Source organism: Flectobacillus rivi (genome assembly GCF_030056655.1).
GTDB lineage: Bacteria > Bacteroidota > Bacteroidia > Cytophagales > Spirosomataceae > Flectobacillus > Flectobacillus rivi.
Map to the genome: position 1 here is coordinate 247,082 of NZ_JASHIE010000009.1, position 16,079 is coordinate 263,160.

Consider the following 16,079-nt stretch of genomic DNA (forward strand, 5'->3'; position numbering starts at 1 on the left):
TATTCTCCCATTAGTATCAAAAAAGCGGTCGAAAAATAATTTTCGACCGCTTTTTTGATATTGTAATTTTTAGACGAAAGGTATTGTATTTCTACCAACTGTTTGTAGATAAAAACAATCACTCATTCGCTAAATCACTAAATCATTCAATTACTTTCGGAACTCTAAAATACTCGCCGTCTTGTTTTGGCGCGTTTTTCAAACCTTGTTCACGAGAGATATTTGGAATTACTTTATCCTCACGCAAAGCATTTACCTCAAGGCTCATGTGCGTTAAAGGTTTTACGTCTGCCGTATCAATTTCATTAAGTTCTTCCATCCATGTCAACACAGAGTTGAGCGAACCCATCATTTCATCTTCAGCAGATGCGGGCATTTCGAGTCTTGCCAAATGAGCAATCTTCTGTAAAGCTTCTTTGTCGATTTTCATCAGAAAATAATTTAGTTAACAGATTCTCATTTCTCTAAATCATCACGACCTCTCAACTTTTTATCATCCATGTGTTTATTCAAAAACTCATTGATTTTATTGATGTCAACAGTTCGATTGATTTCTCCGAAAGAGTTGATTGTTATATCGAATCCAGCAAGTTCGTCATGAACCTTCGGGAGTTCATTTTTTGCATTATCTTTTTTCTTTGCCATAACGTAGTTTAGAAATTTTGAGGTGAGAAAATAATTACTCAAATACTTCTCAAAGGTCTAAATTAATCACTTAATCATTTATTTACTAATTTATCTTTCAGAGATAAAGCAGTAAAGATTTAAGGTAAAAAAACTATTACTTACCTACAAAATCAAAAATCCTAAACACCGTGTTAAACAAGCTTTCATCAGCAGCAAACTACAAGGTAGTCAATGCTGTATCAAGGCGTTGAATAACGGCATCTTTGCCGATAATTTCCATCAAAAGCATCAAGTCAGGACCTGCACCTGCACCTGTAACAGCTACACGAAGTGCCTGCATAACTTTCCCCATTTTGATGCCTAGTTTTTCTAATTCGGCAGATAAGGTATGTTTGATTTCGTCAGCTACAAAATTTTCTAAAGCTGGCAATGCCTCTTTGAAAGCAGTGATTGCCTTTTTAGCATCGTCGTTCCATTTTGAAGCAATAACCGCTTGGTCATAACTTGTTGGAGCTACAAATAACGCATTAGCTTCTGAAACAATTTGCTGTGGGAATGTTACACGCTCTTTGAACAGATGAACGATTTTTACCGCTTTATCACTTTCAAATTCTGTTAAGTATTGAGATGCTAAAGCCTCGTCAGTTTGTTGACGCAAATACTGTTCGTTGTACCATTTGGCTTTATTGATGTCAAATTTGGCACCCGATTTATTGATACGCTCCAAAGAGAAAGCTTGTGTCAATTCTTCCAAACTGAAAATTTCTTGTTCGGTGCCTGGGTTCCAGCCTAAGAAAGCCAAGAAGTTGATTAAAGCTTCTTTCAAATAACCTTCTTCTCTAAAACCAATTGATTTAACGCCTTCAGGGTTAGTCCATTCTAATGGAAATACTGGGAAACCGCCGATTTCCGCATCACGTTTTGATAATTTGCCATTGCCTTCTGGCTTAAGCAATAACGGAAGGTGAGCAAATTGAGGCATGGTGTTTTCCCAACCAAATGCACGATACAACATCACGTGCAATGGCGCCGAAGGTAACCATTCTTCTCCACGAATTACGTGAGTGATATTCATCAAATGGTCATCAACAACGTTTGCCAAGTGATAAGTTGGCAAACCGTCAGACTTCATCAAAACTTTATCGTCGATGGTTGAAGAGTGAACGTGTACCCAATCACGGATTAAATCTTTGAAACGGATTTCCTCTTTAGCAGGTACTTTCAAACGAATTACGTACGGTTCGCCTGCTTCGATTTTTGCTTTTACCTCTTCTTCCGTTAAAGTCAATGAGTTTTTCAAGCGAGTACGAGTTACAGCATTGTATTGGAATGCCGAACCTTGGCTTTCGAAAGTAGCACGCATCGCGTCTAATTCTTCAGACGTATCAAAAGCGTAATAAGCTTTGCCAGCATCTAATAAGATTTGAGCGTGTTCTTGATAAATAGCCGAACGCTCAGATTGGCGATATGGCTCATGTGGGCCGCCTACACCAACACCTTCGTCAATAGTGATTCCCAACCATTGAAGCGACTCAATGATGTATTGCTCAGCGCCAGGAACAAAGCGGTTTTGGTCTGTATCTTCAATACGGAGCAACATTTTGCCCCCTAATTTTTTAGCTAATAAATAATTATACAGTGCTGTTCTTACTCCACCAATATGCAAAGGCCCCGTAGGACTTGGAGCAAATCGAACTCTTACTTCTTGACTCATTATCTCTTGGTTTTATTCAGACTGCAAAGATAATTGAGATTTATGTGAATATTGTACGGAAAAGGAAAAATAGCAGAGAAAGAGAGGAAACAAGAAAAATCCATCCATGAGCAGGGCTATATCGGATTTGAGATTTGGGATTTAGGATAGGGGTGCTTATTACTCGAAAGAAACAATGACACCCCTATCCGAAATGAAATATCCAATATCCGCAGCTTTCAAAATTTTCGATTACAACTTTATACATGAGTGAATCGAGCTATGAAAGCCGAAAGCAGATATCCGAATGCCAATTAGGCTACTGCAATACAAGAAATCTCAACGTTCACGTCTTTAGGTAAACGAGCTACCTCAACAGTTTCGCGAGCGGGAGGGTTAACCGTAAAATAGCTACCATACACTTCGTTTATCAAAGCAAAATTGTTCATGTCTTTTACAAAAATCGAACACTTTACCACGTTATCGAAAGTCATATTTGCTGCTTCAAGAATCGCTTTTAAGTTTTCCATCACTTGTTTAGTTTCTTCTTGGATGCTTGCACCTGCTTCTACCAATGCCAAGGCGATTTGACCAGATACATATAAAGTACCGTTTGAAAGAACAGCTTGTGAATAAGGACCGATTGCCGCTGGCGCTTTTTCTGTGAAAATTATTTGCTTACTCATGGATAGTTTAATACGTTTGTTAACGGAAAAAATGATTTTGCTCGCAAGATACAAAGTTTGATTCTTTATCAGGAAGGAAATATCCGATTATGTTTAAATGCCATTCTGTAATCAATATCGTTAATGTATTGCACAAACATCATTTATCTTTTATCTAAACTATCCCCATCATGTTACCTATCAATCATATTCATCATATCGCCATTATTTGTAGTAATTACGAGGTTTCGAAAAAGTTTTATACCGAAATCATGGGTTTTGAGATTCTACAAGAGGTTTATCGTGAACAAAGAGATTCGTACAAACTGGATTTGAAAGTAAATGGTCTATATCAAATAGAACTGTTCTCTTTTCCTAATCCTCCAGCACGTCCGTCACGCCCCGAAGCAGTTGGTTTGCGTCATATTGCTTTTGAAACCGACGATGTCAAACTAGTACATCAATTAATTACCCAAAAAGGGGTCGAATGCGAGCCTGTTCGTATCGACGAAACAACAGGCAAAGAATTTTTCTTTTTTGCCGACCCTGATGGATTACCCATAGAGTTTTATGAAAAATAAAGGTGTTCAATACATGCTAATGTCCTCTTTATGTTTTGCCATAATGAGCGCCATTGCAAAGGTATTGGGCAAAGTATTTCCTTCGGTCGAACTGGTGTTTTTCCGAAATATTGTAGGATTAATTTTTATTATTTCCTCCATCGTCAAGCGACCTTTACAGCAAGTAGGAGGGCGGTTTGGTCTTCTGACCTTACGAGGTATTATGGGGACGATTTCTCTGTACACCTTATTTTATTGCATTACGCATATTGGTTTGGCTCAAACGAGTACCTACGGACAAGCATTCCCCATATTTCTTGCTATTTTTTCCTATTTCTTAACCAAAGACGAGCAACTCAATCGAAAACAATGGGCGGCCGTTGGACTAGGGTTTGTCGGAATCTTATTGATATTCAAACCAGATGTTCGAATCCCAATGCAACATCATTTGGCTGGGTTAAACTATGCGATTTTTACAGCACTATCTTTCTTATCAATCCGTGAACTGAAGCGATATTATGATACCCGTTCGGTAGTCATGTCTTTTATGCTTACAGGTGTTGTGGCAAGCATTATATCCATGATTTTGGGCGAGTGGATTACTGATCGTCGCTGGGATTTTATGATAGGGAAATTTGTGATGCCGCAAGGTATGCAATGGTTTTGGGTATTGCTCATGGGACTTTTAGCGATGGGCGTACAAATTTTCAATACTTTAGCATTAGGAGCCGAAAAAGCTGGAATCGTAGGAGTAGTAAGTTACAGCAGTATAGTCTTTGCAATGATTCTTGGTACAATTTTGGGTGATAAACTACCCGATACGATTACTATTCTAGGCATTGTCTGTATCATTATTTCTGGCATTTATATTTCCATCAAAAAGGAATCAAAATAAAAAATATACCCATGAAAAAAGTCTTATTAGGGATTACAATATTGGTTGTTGGCTTGGCAAGCTGTAAAAAATCAGGCAATTCATTCGAAACCGCAACAAGCGATACTTTAACGTATGAATTAAAAAAGTTTGAAAAGAAAAGCGATAACTGTATAAAAGAAGATTCATTGTGTGCGACTGTACGTTTTGAGTATCCCTTTTTTAAGAATGAAGCATTAGACCAGCAAATTCAAACAGATTTGATTGCTATTTTCCAGGATAGTTCTGATTCCACGGTTGTACCTGCTAAAAAAGTCGACGACCTAGCTGAACCCTTCATCAAAGAATACGCACAAACGCTTGAAGAAGGCAAGAATTATGCGGAAGATGCCAATGAGAAAAACCCTGGAGGCTTTTTTGTGATGCCATGGATAGAGGAAGCAAGTTTGAAAGTCGAACGTCAGACAGATACCTATTTGATGCTCAAGGCCAATACCAATTGGTTTAAAGGTGGTGCACATCCCATCAGCATGGAATACTATTTTGTGTACAATCGTGAAACCTTGAAAAGAGTAAAACTAGAAGACTTGTTTGAAAAAGGATTTGACCAAAAATTGCTGGCAATAGCAGAGAAGCAGTTTAGAATCAATGAAAAACTCAAGCCCAATGAGCCATTAGACGACCTACATGGGTATTTTTTCGAAAATGCAAAGTTTATTCTGAATGATAATTTTACGTTAACTCCCAAAGGGCTCAAATTTTTGTATAATGTGTATGAAATTAAAGCTTACGCTTTTGGAGTCACTGAACTGGAGATTCCTTATGAAGACTTAAAAGAAATTTTGAAAAAATAAATAAAAAAAGAGGCAATATCGATTGAAATTGCCTCTTTTAAATTTAAGATTTAAGTGAACTTTTGTGTAAAATGAAACTATTAATTTGCCAGGGGTAAGGTAAAAGTGTACATCTGTAACCCATGATATTATTTGTTTAAACGTGACTAGTGTAGAATATTCGTGATAATCTAAAAATCAACTACTTCCGTAGCTGTTTGGTGCAGGAATCTGTAACAAATGTAAGAGATAACCCGTGGAAGGTGTCAACCGTTTACTCAATCATCGACCGCTTACGCATTTTTTTTAACAAGAATCAAGAAATTTATTTAATGATAACTTGGCAGGATTTTGAAAAAGTAGACCTCCGTGTGGGGACTATCATCGAAGTGCAGGATTTTCCAAAAGCTAAAAAGCCTGCTTATCAACTCAAAGTGGATTTGGGGGAAGAACTTGGTATTAAAAAATCTTCTGCACAAATTACCAAGCTCTATACCAAAGAGGAGCTTATCGGCAGACAGGTGATTTGTGTGGTGAATTTTCCTCCTCGACAAATAGCCAATTTTATTTCTGAAGTGTTGGTGACGGGTTTTGAGCAAAGCGACGGAGAGGTTGTTCTCACTACCGTCGAGCGCAATGTGCCTAATGGTACAAGACTATTTTAGATAACATTTTATATTTTAGTGGGTTAACAAATATTAACGTTTGAAACTTTTTTTCGAATCGAGAAGTTTTGTAAATTGCAGTGTCGTTTGAAATTACGTTCTTTTTAGCCTTGATAACCTTCTCAGTATGAAAACATCTACTCAAAATAAAATTTTGCTTTCAACTTTACTACTTGGCGTATGGGTCAGTAGTAGTGGTTTTGGTTTGGTTGAGCCGACAACGGTTCTCGAAAATCGTCGCCATAAATCAGAAATGAGAGCTGATTCGAGTCAGAGTCTTGAAAGATTGAAGTTGGAGCAGGACAAGGATAAGAAAGAAAGCTCCAATAATTCAAATCAAGATTCGGATGATTCTGACAAAAAAGTAACCGATTCTTTGATTCAATGGATAGCCAATAGTCTTCATGTTGTGTTTATCAATTTTATAAATGCATTGTTCCATTTAAAGTAGTATATGAAACTTTTTCTCTCACGCATATTTTGCCTGTTTTTGGCTTTGCAAGTGCTTCTTTCGAGCGCTGGCTTTGCTATGAATGAGCATTATTGTAAAATTAAAGGAGAGAAAGTATGGTCGTTGAGTAAAGTTAGAGGTTGTTGTTCTGTTAAAGAAAAAAAGCAATTTCAAACTAAATCCCCTTCTTACAAAAAATCAAAATGCTGTAACGATAAGGTTTTTCATGCTAAAGTAACAACAGAATCAAGTCAGAATACCTATACTGATTCGATTGACCATGTTTCTTTGATTTGGGAAAGCCAAATGCCTCCGATGTGGGTTTTCCGCAACGAGATTTTGCCTATCGAAACGGCTTCTGTTTTATATTACCATTCTCCTGCGCCACCACCTTCGGGGCGCCAAATTCTTGTTAAAATACAATCTTTCCTCATTTGAGATTGCACTTTTGATCATATCATTAGTGTGTTAAAGGTGTGCATTTTTGAAAATGCCTCACTTTTTATATTTCCTCAAAATGAAAGATTTTATGAAAACTACCTATAATGGGTTGATTCCTAGTATAATTCTTGGAGTAATCCTGCTCTTTATTTCTTCTTATTCAATCATGGCTCAAACAGTAGTAAAAGGCGCTGTTTATGAGCAAAAAAGTGATAACTCTTTAGAGCCTCTTATTGGTGCTAGTGTGCGCTGGGCCAATGCCAAAAGTGGTGTACTTACCGATACAGAGGGAAATTTTTCTATCTCGAAAAAGCCTGAAAATCATGAGCTTATTGTAAGTTTTGTAGGTTACAAAACAGATACGCTTATGGTACACACCACTGGATTTGTGAAAGTACTTTTGCAAGTAGCTGGTCAGCTTAACGAAGTAACGGTTACTTCATCTCCTACCAATATCGACCGACTAAATCCCATACAAACAGAGTTTATTAATACCAAAACATTGGCAAAAGCTGCGTGTTGTAACTTATCTGAAAGTTTTGAGACAAATGCTTCTGTATCTGTAAGTTATGCGGATGCGATTACGGGGTCTAAACAAATTCAAATGTTGGGTTTGTCAGGTAATTATGTACAAACCAATGTAGAGAATATCCCAAGTGTTCGTGGGTTGGCAACTACTTTTGGATTAAACTATATTCCTGGTACTTGGATTTCTTCGATTGATGTATCAAAAGGCGCAAGTTCGGTTGTAAATGGCTATGAATCAATGACTGGAGCATTGAATGTAGAGCTCCAAAAACCTGATGATTCAGACAAACTGTATGTGAATACCTATATTAATTCTTTTGGTCGTGGTGAGTTGAATATCAATACCGCTCGCAAATTGAATGATAAATGGTCGGTAGGTTTGTTGACGCACGGTTCGGGACAAAGTATTTCGATTGATCAAAACCACGATACGTTTAGAGATGTGCCGTTATTTGGTTTGGCTACTGCGCTCAATCGATGGAAATATCAGTCTGATCGTATGATGGCACAATTTGGCATAAAAGGCTTGTATGAAAATAGAACAGGAGGGCAAAACGCTGCTGATTTTGTCAATAAGCCTTATTACGAGTTTGGCAATAGAACCAAAAGGGTAGAGGCATTTGCGAAGATTGCAGCGCTTTTTCCAGAAAAACCTTACAAAGGCTTGGGCTTTATTATGAATGCTTCTGTACATGATGCCAATGCGTATTTTGGTTTGACATCTCGTAGTTATACAGGATTACAGAAGACGTTTTACAGTAATTTGATTTATCAAAATATCATCGACAATACCAATCACACTTATAAAGTGGGAGCAAGTTTTATCGCTGACTCATATCGTGAAAGCTATTTAGATTCGGCTTTTCATCGCAATGAAATAGTGCCAGGTGTATTTGGTGAATATACTTATGTAATTCCTGAAAAATTTACGTTGGTCTTGGGAGGACGTATGGACTTTCATAATCTTTATGGAAATCGTTTTACCCCAAGAATTCATGCAAAATATGACTTGTCGAGCAACACACACTTGCGAGCAAGCGCAGGTAAAGGCTGGAGAATGCCCAATGCTATTGCCGAAAACTTTGCGATGTTAGTTAACTCAAGACAACTATTGGTACTCGATCAAATTCGCCCTGAGGAATCATGGAATTATGGCGCAAGTTTAAGTCATGACTTTAAAGTGGGTACTCGCAATGCCAATTTGACCTTAGATTATTATCGTACCGATTTCAATAATCAATTGACTGTAGACATGGAATCAGCTTATTATATCAAGTTTTACAATCAACGAGGCAAAAGCTATTCTAACAGTTTCCAGGCTGAGCTAAATTATTCGCCCATAAAACGAATGGATGTGAAATTAGCTTATCGCTTATTTGATGTGAAAAACGATATAGTGACAAGCTCAGGAGAATTGGCTTTGCTACCTAAAATGTTTGTCAACCGAGATAGAATTCTTGTAAATGTGGGCTATGCTACCAAGTTTGATAAATGGAAATTTGACCTTACATGGCAGTGGAATGGCAAACGTCGCATTCCTGATGCAAGCCACGAGCACGTTCAAACTATAGATTCTGAGCCAGTCTACGCTCCAGCATTTTCTAATATCAACGCCCAAGTTACTAGAGGGTTTTATCGTTGGGAGCTATATGTTGGAGGAGAAAACCTGACAGGATTTAGACAAAGTAATCCAATTATGAGCGCTAGTAATCCATTTAGTCAACACTTTGACGCCTCAATGGTCTGGGGACCTATCACAGGTAGAATGGTGTACGTAGGAATGCGTTGGAAAATTCCTTCGAAAGTCTAGTATAAACGTAAATTTATTCATAAACTCAATTTAAAAATCAAACTCATGAAAAAACTATTGGTATTAGCGATGCTTGCAACAGGATTGGCATCATGTGGACAAAAAGAAGCTGCGAAAGAAGAAACAAAAACTGTAGCAGCAGATTCGACCCAACATGCAGAAGCACACAGCGATAGCACAAAAGCTTATAAATGTCCAATGAAATGTGAGGGAGAAAAAACGTATGCTCAAGCTGGAAAATGCCCATCTTGTGGTATGGATTTGGCTCAGGTTAAGTAAGCAAAACGATGAGTTGAGAATGTAGCGTCATTCTTAACTCATCGTTTTTAATTGTTATTTTAAACTTCTAATAAACATCAACATGAAAAAGCTAGCAATTATGTGGGTATTGATACTCACCACATTTTTATCCTTTGCAGATAATCCATCGACAGTAAAAATCAAAACATCGGCTATTTGTGAAATGTGCAAAGAGCGTATCGAAAAACGTTTGGCATTTACGAAGGGCGTTAAAGATGTGAATCTGAATTTGGATGATAAAGTCGTTTCGGTGACTTTTAACCCTAAAAAAACTAATGTTGAAGCACTTAAAAAAGTGATTACAGAAACAGGTTACGACGCCGACGATGTACAAAAAAATGAGGAGGCACATAGCAAACTTCCAAGTTGTTGCCAAAAAACTAGTAAGGGAATGAAACACTAAAATGCGTTTAGTGAAAGATGACCAACCTTTGTTCAAACTTTTAAGTGGAAAGAGAGTTATTAAGGAAAAGCAAAGAATACCTAAGCTTGCTTTTGAACTATATGAATATTTTTCTGAAGACCTCAGTTGAAAAAAGTATCCAAGAAGTGTGGGATGGTTTTGATGAAAAGCTTTTCAAGGCTTTGGCTCCTCCATTTCCACCCTTTCGAGTATTACGATTTGACGGATGTTTGACTGGCGATAAAGTTGGAATAGAGTTAGATTTTATCTTTTTTAAACAAAATTGGGAATCAGATATTATTGAGCATCAAAAAGCGGACGGAGAATACTTTTTTGTAGATAAGGGAAGTAAGTTGCCATTTTTTTTGAGTACTTGGCTGCACAAACATCGAATTGTTAGAGAAAATGGGCAGACCTATATAATTGATGATATAAAATATAAAACACCAAATATAATTTTGGACTTTTTGATTTATCCAGTTTTATATCTTCAATTTTTGTACAGAAAACCAATTTACAGAAGATACTTCAAGGCATAGATTTGTTACTCAAAATCCTAAAACAGAATCCACTCTATTTGCAAAGGGTGGATTTTTTGCTTTATTTCGTTAATTCAAAATCCACTAATCGGAAGAAAACTTCGTATTACAGACTAAACATTTATCAAATGAAATTAAACATTACGACAAAAATTCTATTGGGTTTTGTGATTGGTGTAGCCATCGGACAGTTTCTGAATGTGAGTATGAGTCCAGAGGCGGCTGCGGCCATTTCATCAAAATTTCAAATCCTCAGTAAGGTATTCCTTAAGCTCATCAAGATGATTGTTGGGCCGTTGGTATTTTGTACATTGGTAGTAGGGATTGCCAAATTAGGGGATTTCAAAGTGGTAGGTCGTATTGGTATCAAGACCCTATTATATTTTTACTTTGCTACTATTTTATCGTTAATCGTGGGGATGGTGGTTGTAAATGTAACCCGTCCTGGCGAAGTACAACAGTGGCCTCGTCCGCAAGCAGGTACAGATACGGGTATTACTGGTAGCAAAATGAAGTCGATGGAAGACTTTATCTTACATATCTTTCCTGATAGTTTGTTTAAGGCATTAGCCGAAAATGAAATTCTTCAGATTGTAGTATTCTCTATCTTTTTTGGTATTGCTCTTGGTTCAATTGGTGATAAAGGTAAGATTATCATCAAAGCCATTGATTCTTTAGCCGAAGCAGTATTCAAAGTTGTAAGTTATGTCATGGAGCTTGCTCCGTTTGGCGTATTGGGTGCTATGACTGCCGTAGTTGCTAGCAAAGGGTTAGGAATTTTGGTGAGCTATGCTTACCTATTGCTTTGTTTCTTTGGAGGATTGCTTTTCTTCATATTCGTAGTACTTTGGGCTATTTGTTTGGTTATGAAAATTCCATATTGGAAATTATTGGCCGAAGTAAAAGATGCGCTCTTTTTATCATTTAGTACCGCTAGTTCTGAAGCATCATTTCCACAAACTATTGCAGCTTTGGAACGTTTTGGGTGTTCGCAACGTATCATCGGATTTGTATTGCCATTAGGTTATAGCTTCAATCTCGATGGTTCAATGATGTACATGACCTTTGCTACGGGCTTTATCGCTCAGGCGTATGGTGTACCATTGTCATTAGAACAACAAATTACGATGCTTTTAACGTTGATGATTACCTCAAAAGGTATTGCAGGCGTACCACGTGCCTCATTAGTCGTAATCGCAGGAACGTTAGCCATGTTTGATTTACCTACCGAAGGTATTGCGCTCATTCTAGGCGTAGACCCATTCTTAGATATGGGACGTTCAGCAACTTCGGTTGCAGGTAATGCAGTGGCAACTTGTGTGGTGTCGAAATTGGAAGGTGAGTTGCAGAATGTGTAATTAGCAATACATGATAAATGAAAAAGGGGTTGAGCTTGCTCAATCCCTTTTTCATTTATTATGTATTAATTATTTTCAATAAATACGAGCTGTTAAGAAAAAGAAACTTTTTAATAGGTAGAGTAGATGGAATAAACCTATCATGTTTAGTATTATTCAGAAAGTAACTAACTTTAGACTTTTAGCGTTTCAAAAATCATTAGAGGAATAAATATGAAAAGTGCCAGAGCAGAAGAGTTGAAATTGAAGTATCAGGAGCTGGAGCAAGCAGAGAAAAAAATCCTGTTGGTGCTTTCCTATCTCAATAAATTCATACCTATTGGGGTAGTATATAGATTATTTGATGTATATCAAATCAAAGATGAGAATAGAAAGGATTTTACACAGCAAAAGACCAAAAGATGTATCGATGACTTGAAGAAAGCAGGTTTTTTAAGAACCCATTTTGGAGCAGAAATAGCTCTTTCAGATGAGATTTCTACCTATATATTTGAAGAACTTATCAAAAGTCCTTATCTGGAAAGTATCCAACAGTTGACAAAGGCTAATAGTCGGTTTATGACTGATAATAGACTTTATTTTAACGATTTGAATGAGTTTAGAGTTGCTATTTATACTGGTGATTTTAGTCAGTTTAGTGTCAAGAGTCAGAAAGATGTTTATGTAAGCTATTCTCGTATAAACTTATTTCAAGACGCAATTGGTTCGGGATTAGATATTACCAATTTACTTGGAGGCTACATTGCTGGTCAGCAAATTCAATGTGTCGAATACGCTTTTCTGTATTACCTAAATATAGGAAAAGATTTAAGCCAGTTTATTTCAGGCTTGAATGACTTTAATGTCGACAGTCAGTTAATAGATTTGTACAAAGCCTACTATCATTTTTTTAGAGCAGAATGGCAGGAGTTTAGTGCAATGGTTGAAGAAAATAATAGTTACTCCGACATATTAGCATTGCATGCCTTCTCGGAAGTAATGAAAGGAGAATATACGCTTGCGATTGAACTGTACGAAAAGTCGATTAAGCTTTGGAGAAAAGAAAACAATAAAAAGAAAGGATATTCAAATACCTTTTCACTTTTCGGATATGTACTGTCGTTGGCAAAAGTCGATAAATCTAAATTTATAACGTTCTACGAAGATTATTATGCTTTTCACCAGAAAAGTAACGTCCATTCCATTGTCTTTGAATTGATTATTTACTTTTACGGTTATTTTATTCAATCTTCCAAGTCACAACTTACCAACACGCTCCCACCAAGTATTTTTAGCTATTTGGGTTTAAGTATTATCAATGCTCTCTTTAAAAATGCTAGTTTGTCCTATAGTTTGGCAGAAGCCCTACCATACCTGACTTCCAATAATTATATAGTGATTGAGGCCGAAGTTTTAAATGCCATTGCGAAAAGAGAAGAAGAAAAACATACGCAAGCCAATGAAGAAAGATTAACGTTCTTAAAAGAACAGATAGGTACCACAATTTTGGGTAATCTTTTGGCAGAGCAAGAGGACTGGCAACGGGCATTGTTACTCTTACAAAAAGTAGCAGATTCAATTGGTGGAGTTACAAGTACTAATGAAAAATCAAACGTACGTCTGGCTTGGGGGATAGATTTACACTTTGATGAAGTTTGGCCAATTGAACAAAAATTACAAAAAAATGGTACTTGGTCGGTAGGAAGAAAAGTGGCACTCAAGAGATTGTACAATGACGAGTTAGATTATTTGACCGAACAGGATAAATTGGTTATTCAAAAGAGCATTAGCGTTCAAAACAACTATAATGATTGGAGATATAATTCTAGCCAATACGTAATTAATTCCTCCGAAGCTTACAAATTACTCTGTGATCATCCTCATTTGTATCTGCAAAAAGGTGCTGAGATGATTCCATTTACGCTATCCAAAGGCGAGGTGATACTTCAAGTAAAAAGTACGAAATCCAAGCTAACGGTAAAATTTGATGAGAAAATAGAGGGTTCTGGTATAAGGCTGATTAAGCAAACGCCCAATCATTATAAACTTGTCGAAATAACACCTGCGCATGTGGCCATTAAGAATGCGTTCGGGAATAATAATTTGGAAGTCCCTATCGAAGCGAAGACTGAACTATTGAAATCATTGGAGTTGATTTCTAAAAAAGTGGTCATTCAAAGTGATTTAGAAGAACAGTTTGAATCATTACCTATTTTGGATGCCGATGATAGGATATATGCCCTGATTAATCCACAAAATGATGGGTTTTTAATAGAGTTTTTTATCAAACCTTCTAGTAAAAAAGCCATGTTTTTGCCTGTAGGCAAAGGTTCCGAAACCCTCGTTTCTACGGTTGATGATGTTCGAGTACAACTCAAGCGAAATCTGAAGAAAGAACGCAAAAATTATGAGGCTATAATAGAACAATGCCCAACATTGGGAATGTTTGAAAGTGGAAACAATCAATGGACAGTTGATTCGCCCAATGATTGTTTGACTATCTTACAAGAAATGGCTGAGCCATTTAAACAAGGTAAATTAGTCATAGAATGGCCAAAAGGTCAGAAAATGAATTATTTAGGAGAAATCAATACCCAAAATTTATCGCTTAAGCTCAAAAGCCAAACCGACTGGTTTGAGGTATCTGGCGAGGCAAAATTAGATGATAAGTTGGTGTTGTCGCTTCGAGATATTTTGGATAAACTTGATACAAATGCCAATTTTATAGAATTATCGGAAGGGCAATTTATTGCTATTACCGAAAAGCTTCGTAAACAATTACAGTTGATGAACCGTGTTTTAGATACTGAAATGCGAGGTAATATGCATTTATCAGAAACAATCGAGGATTTATCGAATGACTTAGATAGTTTCAAAGCAGATAAAGCTTGGCTTGAAAATTTGAAGCGTATCAAGAAAATTCGTGACACAACCTACGAAGTGCCCAAAACGTTTGAGGCTCAATTAAGACCTTATCAATTAGAGGGTTATCAATGGCTCGCTCGCTTGTCTGAATGGGGAGTAGGGGCGTGTTTGGCGGATGATATGGGTTTGGGTAAAACGGTACAATCTTTGGCATTGTTACTCAAGCGCGCCGAACTCGGGCCAGCACTGGTGATAGCACCCGTAAGTGTTTGTCGAAATTGGGAATCCGAAGCGCTAAAGTTTGCACCAACGCTCAATGTACGGACCTTCGCAACGGCAAATAATAGAGCAGAAATGCTAGAAAGTGCTAGTACTTTCGATATTGTAATTGCAAGCTATGGTTTGTTACAGAGTGAAGAAAAGCTTTTTACAAAAAAGAAATTTGCTACTATTTTGCTCGACGAAGCGCAGGCTATCAAAAATAAAGCTACTAAGCGCTCAAAAGTTGTTATGGCATTGGACGGTGATTTTAAGATTGCAACAACAGGTACACCTGTCGAAAATCATTTGGGCGAACTCTGGAATTTGTTTAGATTTCTAAATCCAAGCTTGTTGGGAAGCCATGATAGTTTTCAAGAGAGATTCTCAAATCCAATTGAAAGATACCAAGATAAAGATGCCCAAAAGGCTTTACAGAAAGTCGTAAAACCTTTTATCCTCAGAAGACGTAAAAATCAGGTATTGGATGATCTTCCTGCCAAAACAGAAATCGTATTGAATATCGAAATGTCTGTTGAGGAACGCTCATTTTATGAGTCTTTGAGACAGTCGGCTCTTGAAAGATTAACCAGTGAAGAAGAAGGTCAGGATAAACGATTTAAGATTCTTGCCGAATTGACAAAGCTCAGATTGGCGTGTTGTAATCCAAAATTGGTCAATGACGACGTACCAATAGGTAGTTCGAAACTCGAAGCTTTTGTTGAAATACTCGAAGAACTTCGTGAAAATAATCACAGAGCATTAGTCTTTAGTCAGTTTGTAAAACACCTAGAGATTATCAAACAATATCTTACCGAAAATGGCATTGCTTATCAATACTTAGATGGCAGTACGCCTTCCAACAAACGACAAGAGAGCATTGATGCTTTCCAGAAGGGCACTGGCGACATATTTTTGATTAGTTTAAAAGCAGGTGGAGTAGGACTAAATTTGACGGCGGCCGATTATGTGATTCACCTCGATCCATGGTGGAATCCTGCTGTAGAAGACCAAGCGACTGACCGTGCGCACCGTATTGGTCAGCAACGCCCAGTAACAGTATATAGGTTGGTTACAGAAGATACTGTTGAGTCCAAAATATTGAAACTTCATGAAACGAAAAGGGATTTGGCAGATAGTCTGCTAGAAGGTACAGAAGGAAGTGGTAAATTATCAGCTGATGAATTATTGGCCTTAATTAGAGAAATATAGTTTTCAATGAGTGAGTGT

General features: G+C 37.2%; 16 protein-coding genes. 12 read left to right on the top strand and 4 right to left on the bottom strand.

What is annotated here, in order from left to right:
* Positions 1-142: 142 nt before the first annotated feature.
* From gatC to QM481_RS13840, 4 genes are all read right to left on the bottom strand, one after another.
* Positions 143-430 (bottom strand): Asp-tRNA(Asn)/Glu-tRNA(Gln) amidotransferase subunit GatC, encoded by a 288-nt coding sequence (gatC, locus tag QM481_RS13825; protein WP_283382171.1) that lies wholly within the window; start codon positions 428-430, stop codon positions 143-145.
* 26 nt (positions 431-456) lie between these two features.
* Positions 457-645, bottom strand: a complete 189-nt coding sequence (locus tag QM481_RS13830) for a hypothetical protein (RefSeq protein ID WP_166553033.1) — start codon at positions 643-645, stop codon at positions 457-459.
* Between the two features lie 199 nt (positions 646-844).
* Entirely contained in the window at positions 845-2,341 is a 1,497-nt protein-coding gene (gene gltX / locus QM481_RS13835) for a glutamate--tRNA ligase (protein WP_283382172.1), read from the bottom strand.
* A gap of 293 nt (positions 2,342-2,634) precedes the next feature.
* Complete coding sequence (locus QM481_RS13840; protein ID WP_283382173.1) at positions 2,635-3,006, bottom strand: RidA family protein; 372 nt, start codon at positions 3,004-3,006, stop codon at positions 2,635-2,637.
* Positions 3,007-3,176: 170 nt separating this feature from the next.
* Between QM481_RS13840 and gloA2 the strand changes: the two genes are divergently transcribed.
* From gloA2 to QM481_RS13900, 12 genes are all read left to right on the top strand, one after another.
* The gene (gloA2, locus tag QM481_RS13845; RefSeq protein ID WP_283330272.1) at positions 3,177-3,566 is read left to right on the top strand and encodes an SMU1112c/YaeR family gloxylase I-like metalloprotein; all 390 of its coding nucleotides are present in this window, start codon (positions 3,177-3,179) and stop codon (positions 3,564-3,566) included.
* Positions 3,556-4,440 carry a DMT family transporter gene (locus tag QM481_RS13850; RefSeq protein ID WP_283382174.1) on the top strand — a complete coding sequence of 295 codons (885 nt, stop codon included), beginning with the start codon at positions 3,556-3,558 and terminating at the stop codon, positions 4,438-4,440. The genes gloA2 and QM481_RS13850 overlap by 11 nt, the downstream gene beginning before the upstream one ends.
* Positions 4,441-4,451: 11 nt before the next feature.
* Positions 4,452-5,273 (top strand): RsiV family protein, encoded by an 822-nt coding sequence (locus QM481_RS13855; protein ID WP_166553029.1) that lies wholly within the window; start codon positions 4,452-4,454, stop codon positions 5,271-5,273.
* Between the two features lie 311 nt (positions 5,274-5,584).
* Positions 5,585-5,917 (top strand): tRNA-binding protein, encoded by a 333-nt coding sequence (locus QM481_RS13860; protein WP_283382175.1) that lies wholly within the window; start codon positions 5,585-5,587, stop codon positions 5,915-5,917.
* A 127-nt stretch (positions 5,918-6,044) separates the two neighbouring features.
* Positions 6,045-6,368, top strand: a complete 324-nt coding sequence (locus QM481_RS13865) for a hypothetical protein (RefSeq protein WP_166553027.1) — start codon at positions 6,045-6,047, stop codon at positions 6,366-6,368.
* Positions 6,369-6,371: 3 nt separating this feature from the next.
* Positions 6,372-6,806: an HYC_CC_PP family protein gene (locus QM481_RS13870; RefSeq protein WP_166553026.1), complete on the top strand. Its 435-nt coding sequence runs from the start codon at positions 6,372-6,374 to the stop codon at positions 6,804-6,806.
* A gap of 91 nt (positions 6,807-6,897) precedes the next feature.
* On the top strand, positions 6,898-9,147 hold the full coding sequence (locus QM481_RS13875) for a TonB-dependent receptor (protein WP_283382176.1): 2,250 nt from the start codon (positions 6,898-6,900) through the stop codon (positions 9,145-9,147).
* A 45-nt stretch (positions 9,148-9,192) separates the two neighbouring features.
* Positions 9,193-9,426, top strand: coding sequence for a heavy metal-binding domain-containing protein (locus QM481_RS13880; protein WP_283382177.1), 234 nt, complete (start codon positions 9,193-9,195; stop codon positions 9,424-9,426).
* Positions 9,427-9,508: 82 nt separating this feature from the next.
* Positions 9,509-9,850, top strand: coding sequence for a heavy-metal-associated domain-containing protein (locus tag QM481_RS13885; protein WP_166553024.1), 342 nt, complete (start codon positions 9,509-9,511; stop codon positions 9,848-9,850).
* A gap of 101 nt (positions 9,851-9,951) precedes the next feature.
* Positions 9,952-10,389 carry an SRPBCC family protein gene (locus tag QM481_RS13890; protein ID WP_283382178.1) on the top strand — a complete coding sequence of 146 codons (438 nt, stop codon included), beginning with the start codon at positions 9,952-9,954 and terminating at the stop codon, positions 10,387-10,389.
* A 128-nt stretch (positions 10,390-10,517) separates the two neighbouring features.
* A complete protein-coding gene (locus QM481_RS13895; protein ID WP_166553022.1) occupies positions 10,518-11,747 on the top strand; it encodes a dicarboxylate/amino acid:cation symporter in 1,230 nt (409 codons plus the stop codon).
* A 213-nt stretch (positions 11,748-11,960) separates the two neighbouring features.
* Positions 11,961-16,061: a DEAD/DEAH box helicase gene (locus tag QM481_RS13900; RefSeq protein ID WP_283382179.1), complete on the top strand. Its 4,101-nt coding sequence runs from the start codon at positions 11,961-11,963 to the stop codon at positions 16,059-16,061.
* Positions 16,062-16,079 lie beyond the last annotated feature (18 nt).

Excerpts from the sequence above, each read along its gene's own strand:
- gltX (WP_283382172.1), bottom strand. The coding sequence starts at position 2,341 with ATGAGTCAAGAAGTAAGAGTTCGATTTGCTCCAAGTCCTACGGGGCCT.
- gatC (WP_283382171.1), bottom strand. The coding sequence starts at position 430 with ATGAAAATCGACAAAGAAGCTTTACAGAAGATTGCTCATTTGGCAAGA.
- QM481_RS13840 (WP_283382173.1), bottom strand. The coding sequence starts at position 3,006 with ATGAGTAAGCAAATAATTTTCACAGAAAAAGCGCCAGCGGCAATCGGT.
- QM481_RS13890 (WP_283382178.1), top strand. The coding sequence starts at position 9,952 with ATGAATATTTTTCTGAAGACCTCAGTTGAAAAAAGTATCCAAGAAGTG.
- QM481_RS13850 (WP_283382174.1), top strand. The coding sequence starts at position 3,556 with ATGAAAAATAAAGGTGTTCAATACATGCTAATGTCCTCTTTATGTTTT.
- QM481_RS13895 (WP_166553022.1), top strand. The coding sequence starts at position 10,518 with ATGAAATTAAACATTACGACAAAAATTCTATTGGGTTTTGTGATTGGT.
- QM481_RS13875 (WP_283382176.1), top strand. The coding sequence starts at position 6,898 with ATGAAAACTACCTATAATGGGTTGATTCCTAGTATAATTCTTGGAGTA.
- QM481_RS13865 (WP_166553027.1), top strand. The coding sequence starts at position 6,045 with ATGAAAACATCTACTCAAAATAAAATTTTGCTTTCAACTTTACTACTT.
- QM481_RS13860 (WP_283382175.1), top strand. The coding sequence starts at position 5,585 with ATGATAACTTGGCAGGATTTTGAAAAAGTAGACCTCCGTGTGGGGACT.
- QM481_RS13880 (WP_283382177.1), top strand. The coding sequence starts at position 9,193 with ATGAAAAAACTATTGGTATTAGCGATGCTTGCAACAGGATTGGCATCA.
- QM481_RS13855 (WP_166553029.1), top strand. The coding sequence starts at position 4,452 with ATGAAAAAAGTCTTATTAGGGATTACAATATTGGTTGTTGGCTTGGCA.
- gloA2 (WP_283330272.1), top strand. The coding sequence starts at position 3,177 with ATGTTACCTATCAATCATATTCATCATATCGCCATTATTTGTAGTAAT.
- QM481_RS13870 (WP_166553026.1), top strand. The coding sequence starts at position 6,372 with ATGAAACTTTTTCTCTCACGCATATTTTGCCTGTTTTTGGCTTTGCAA.
- QM481_RS13830 (WP_166553033.1), bottom strand. The coding sequence starts at position 645 with ATGGCAAAGAAAAAAGATAATGCAAAAAATGAACTCCCGAAGGTTCAT.
- QM481_RS13900 (WP_283382179.1), top strand. The coding sequence starts at position 11,961 with ATGAAAAGTGCCAGAGCAGAAGAGTTGAAATTGAAGTATCAGGAGCTG.
- QM481_RS13885 (WP_166553024.1), top strand. The coding sequence starts at position 9,509 with ATGAAAAAGCTAGCAATTATGTGGGTATTGATACTCACCACATTTTTA.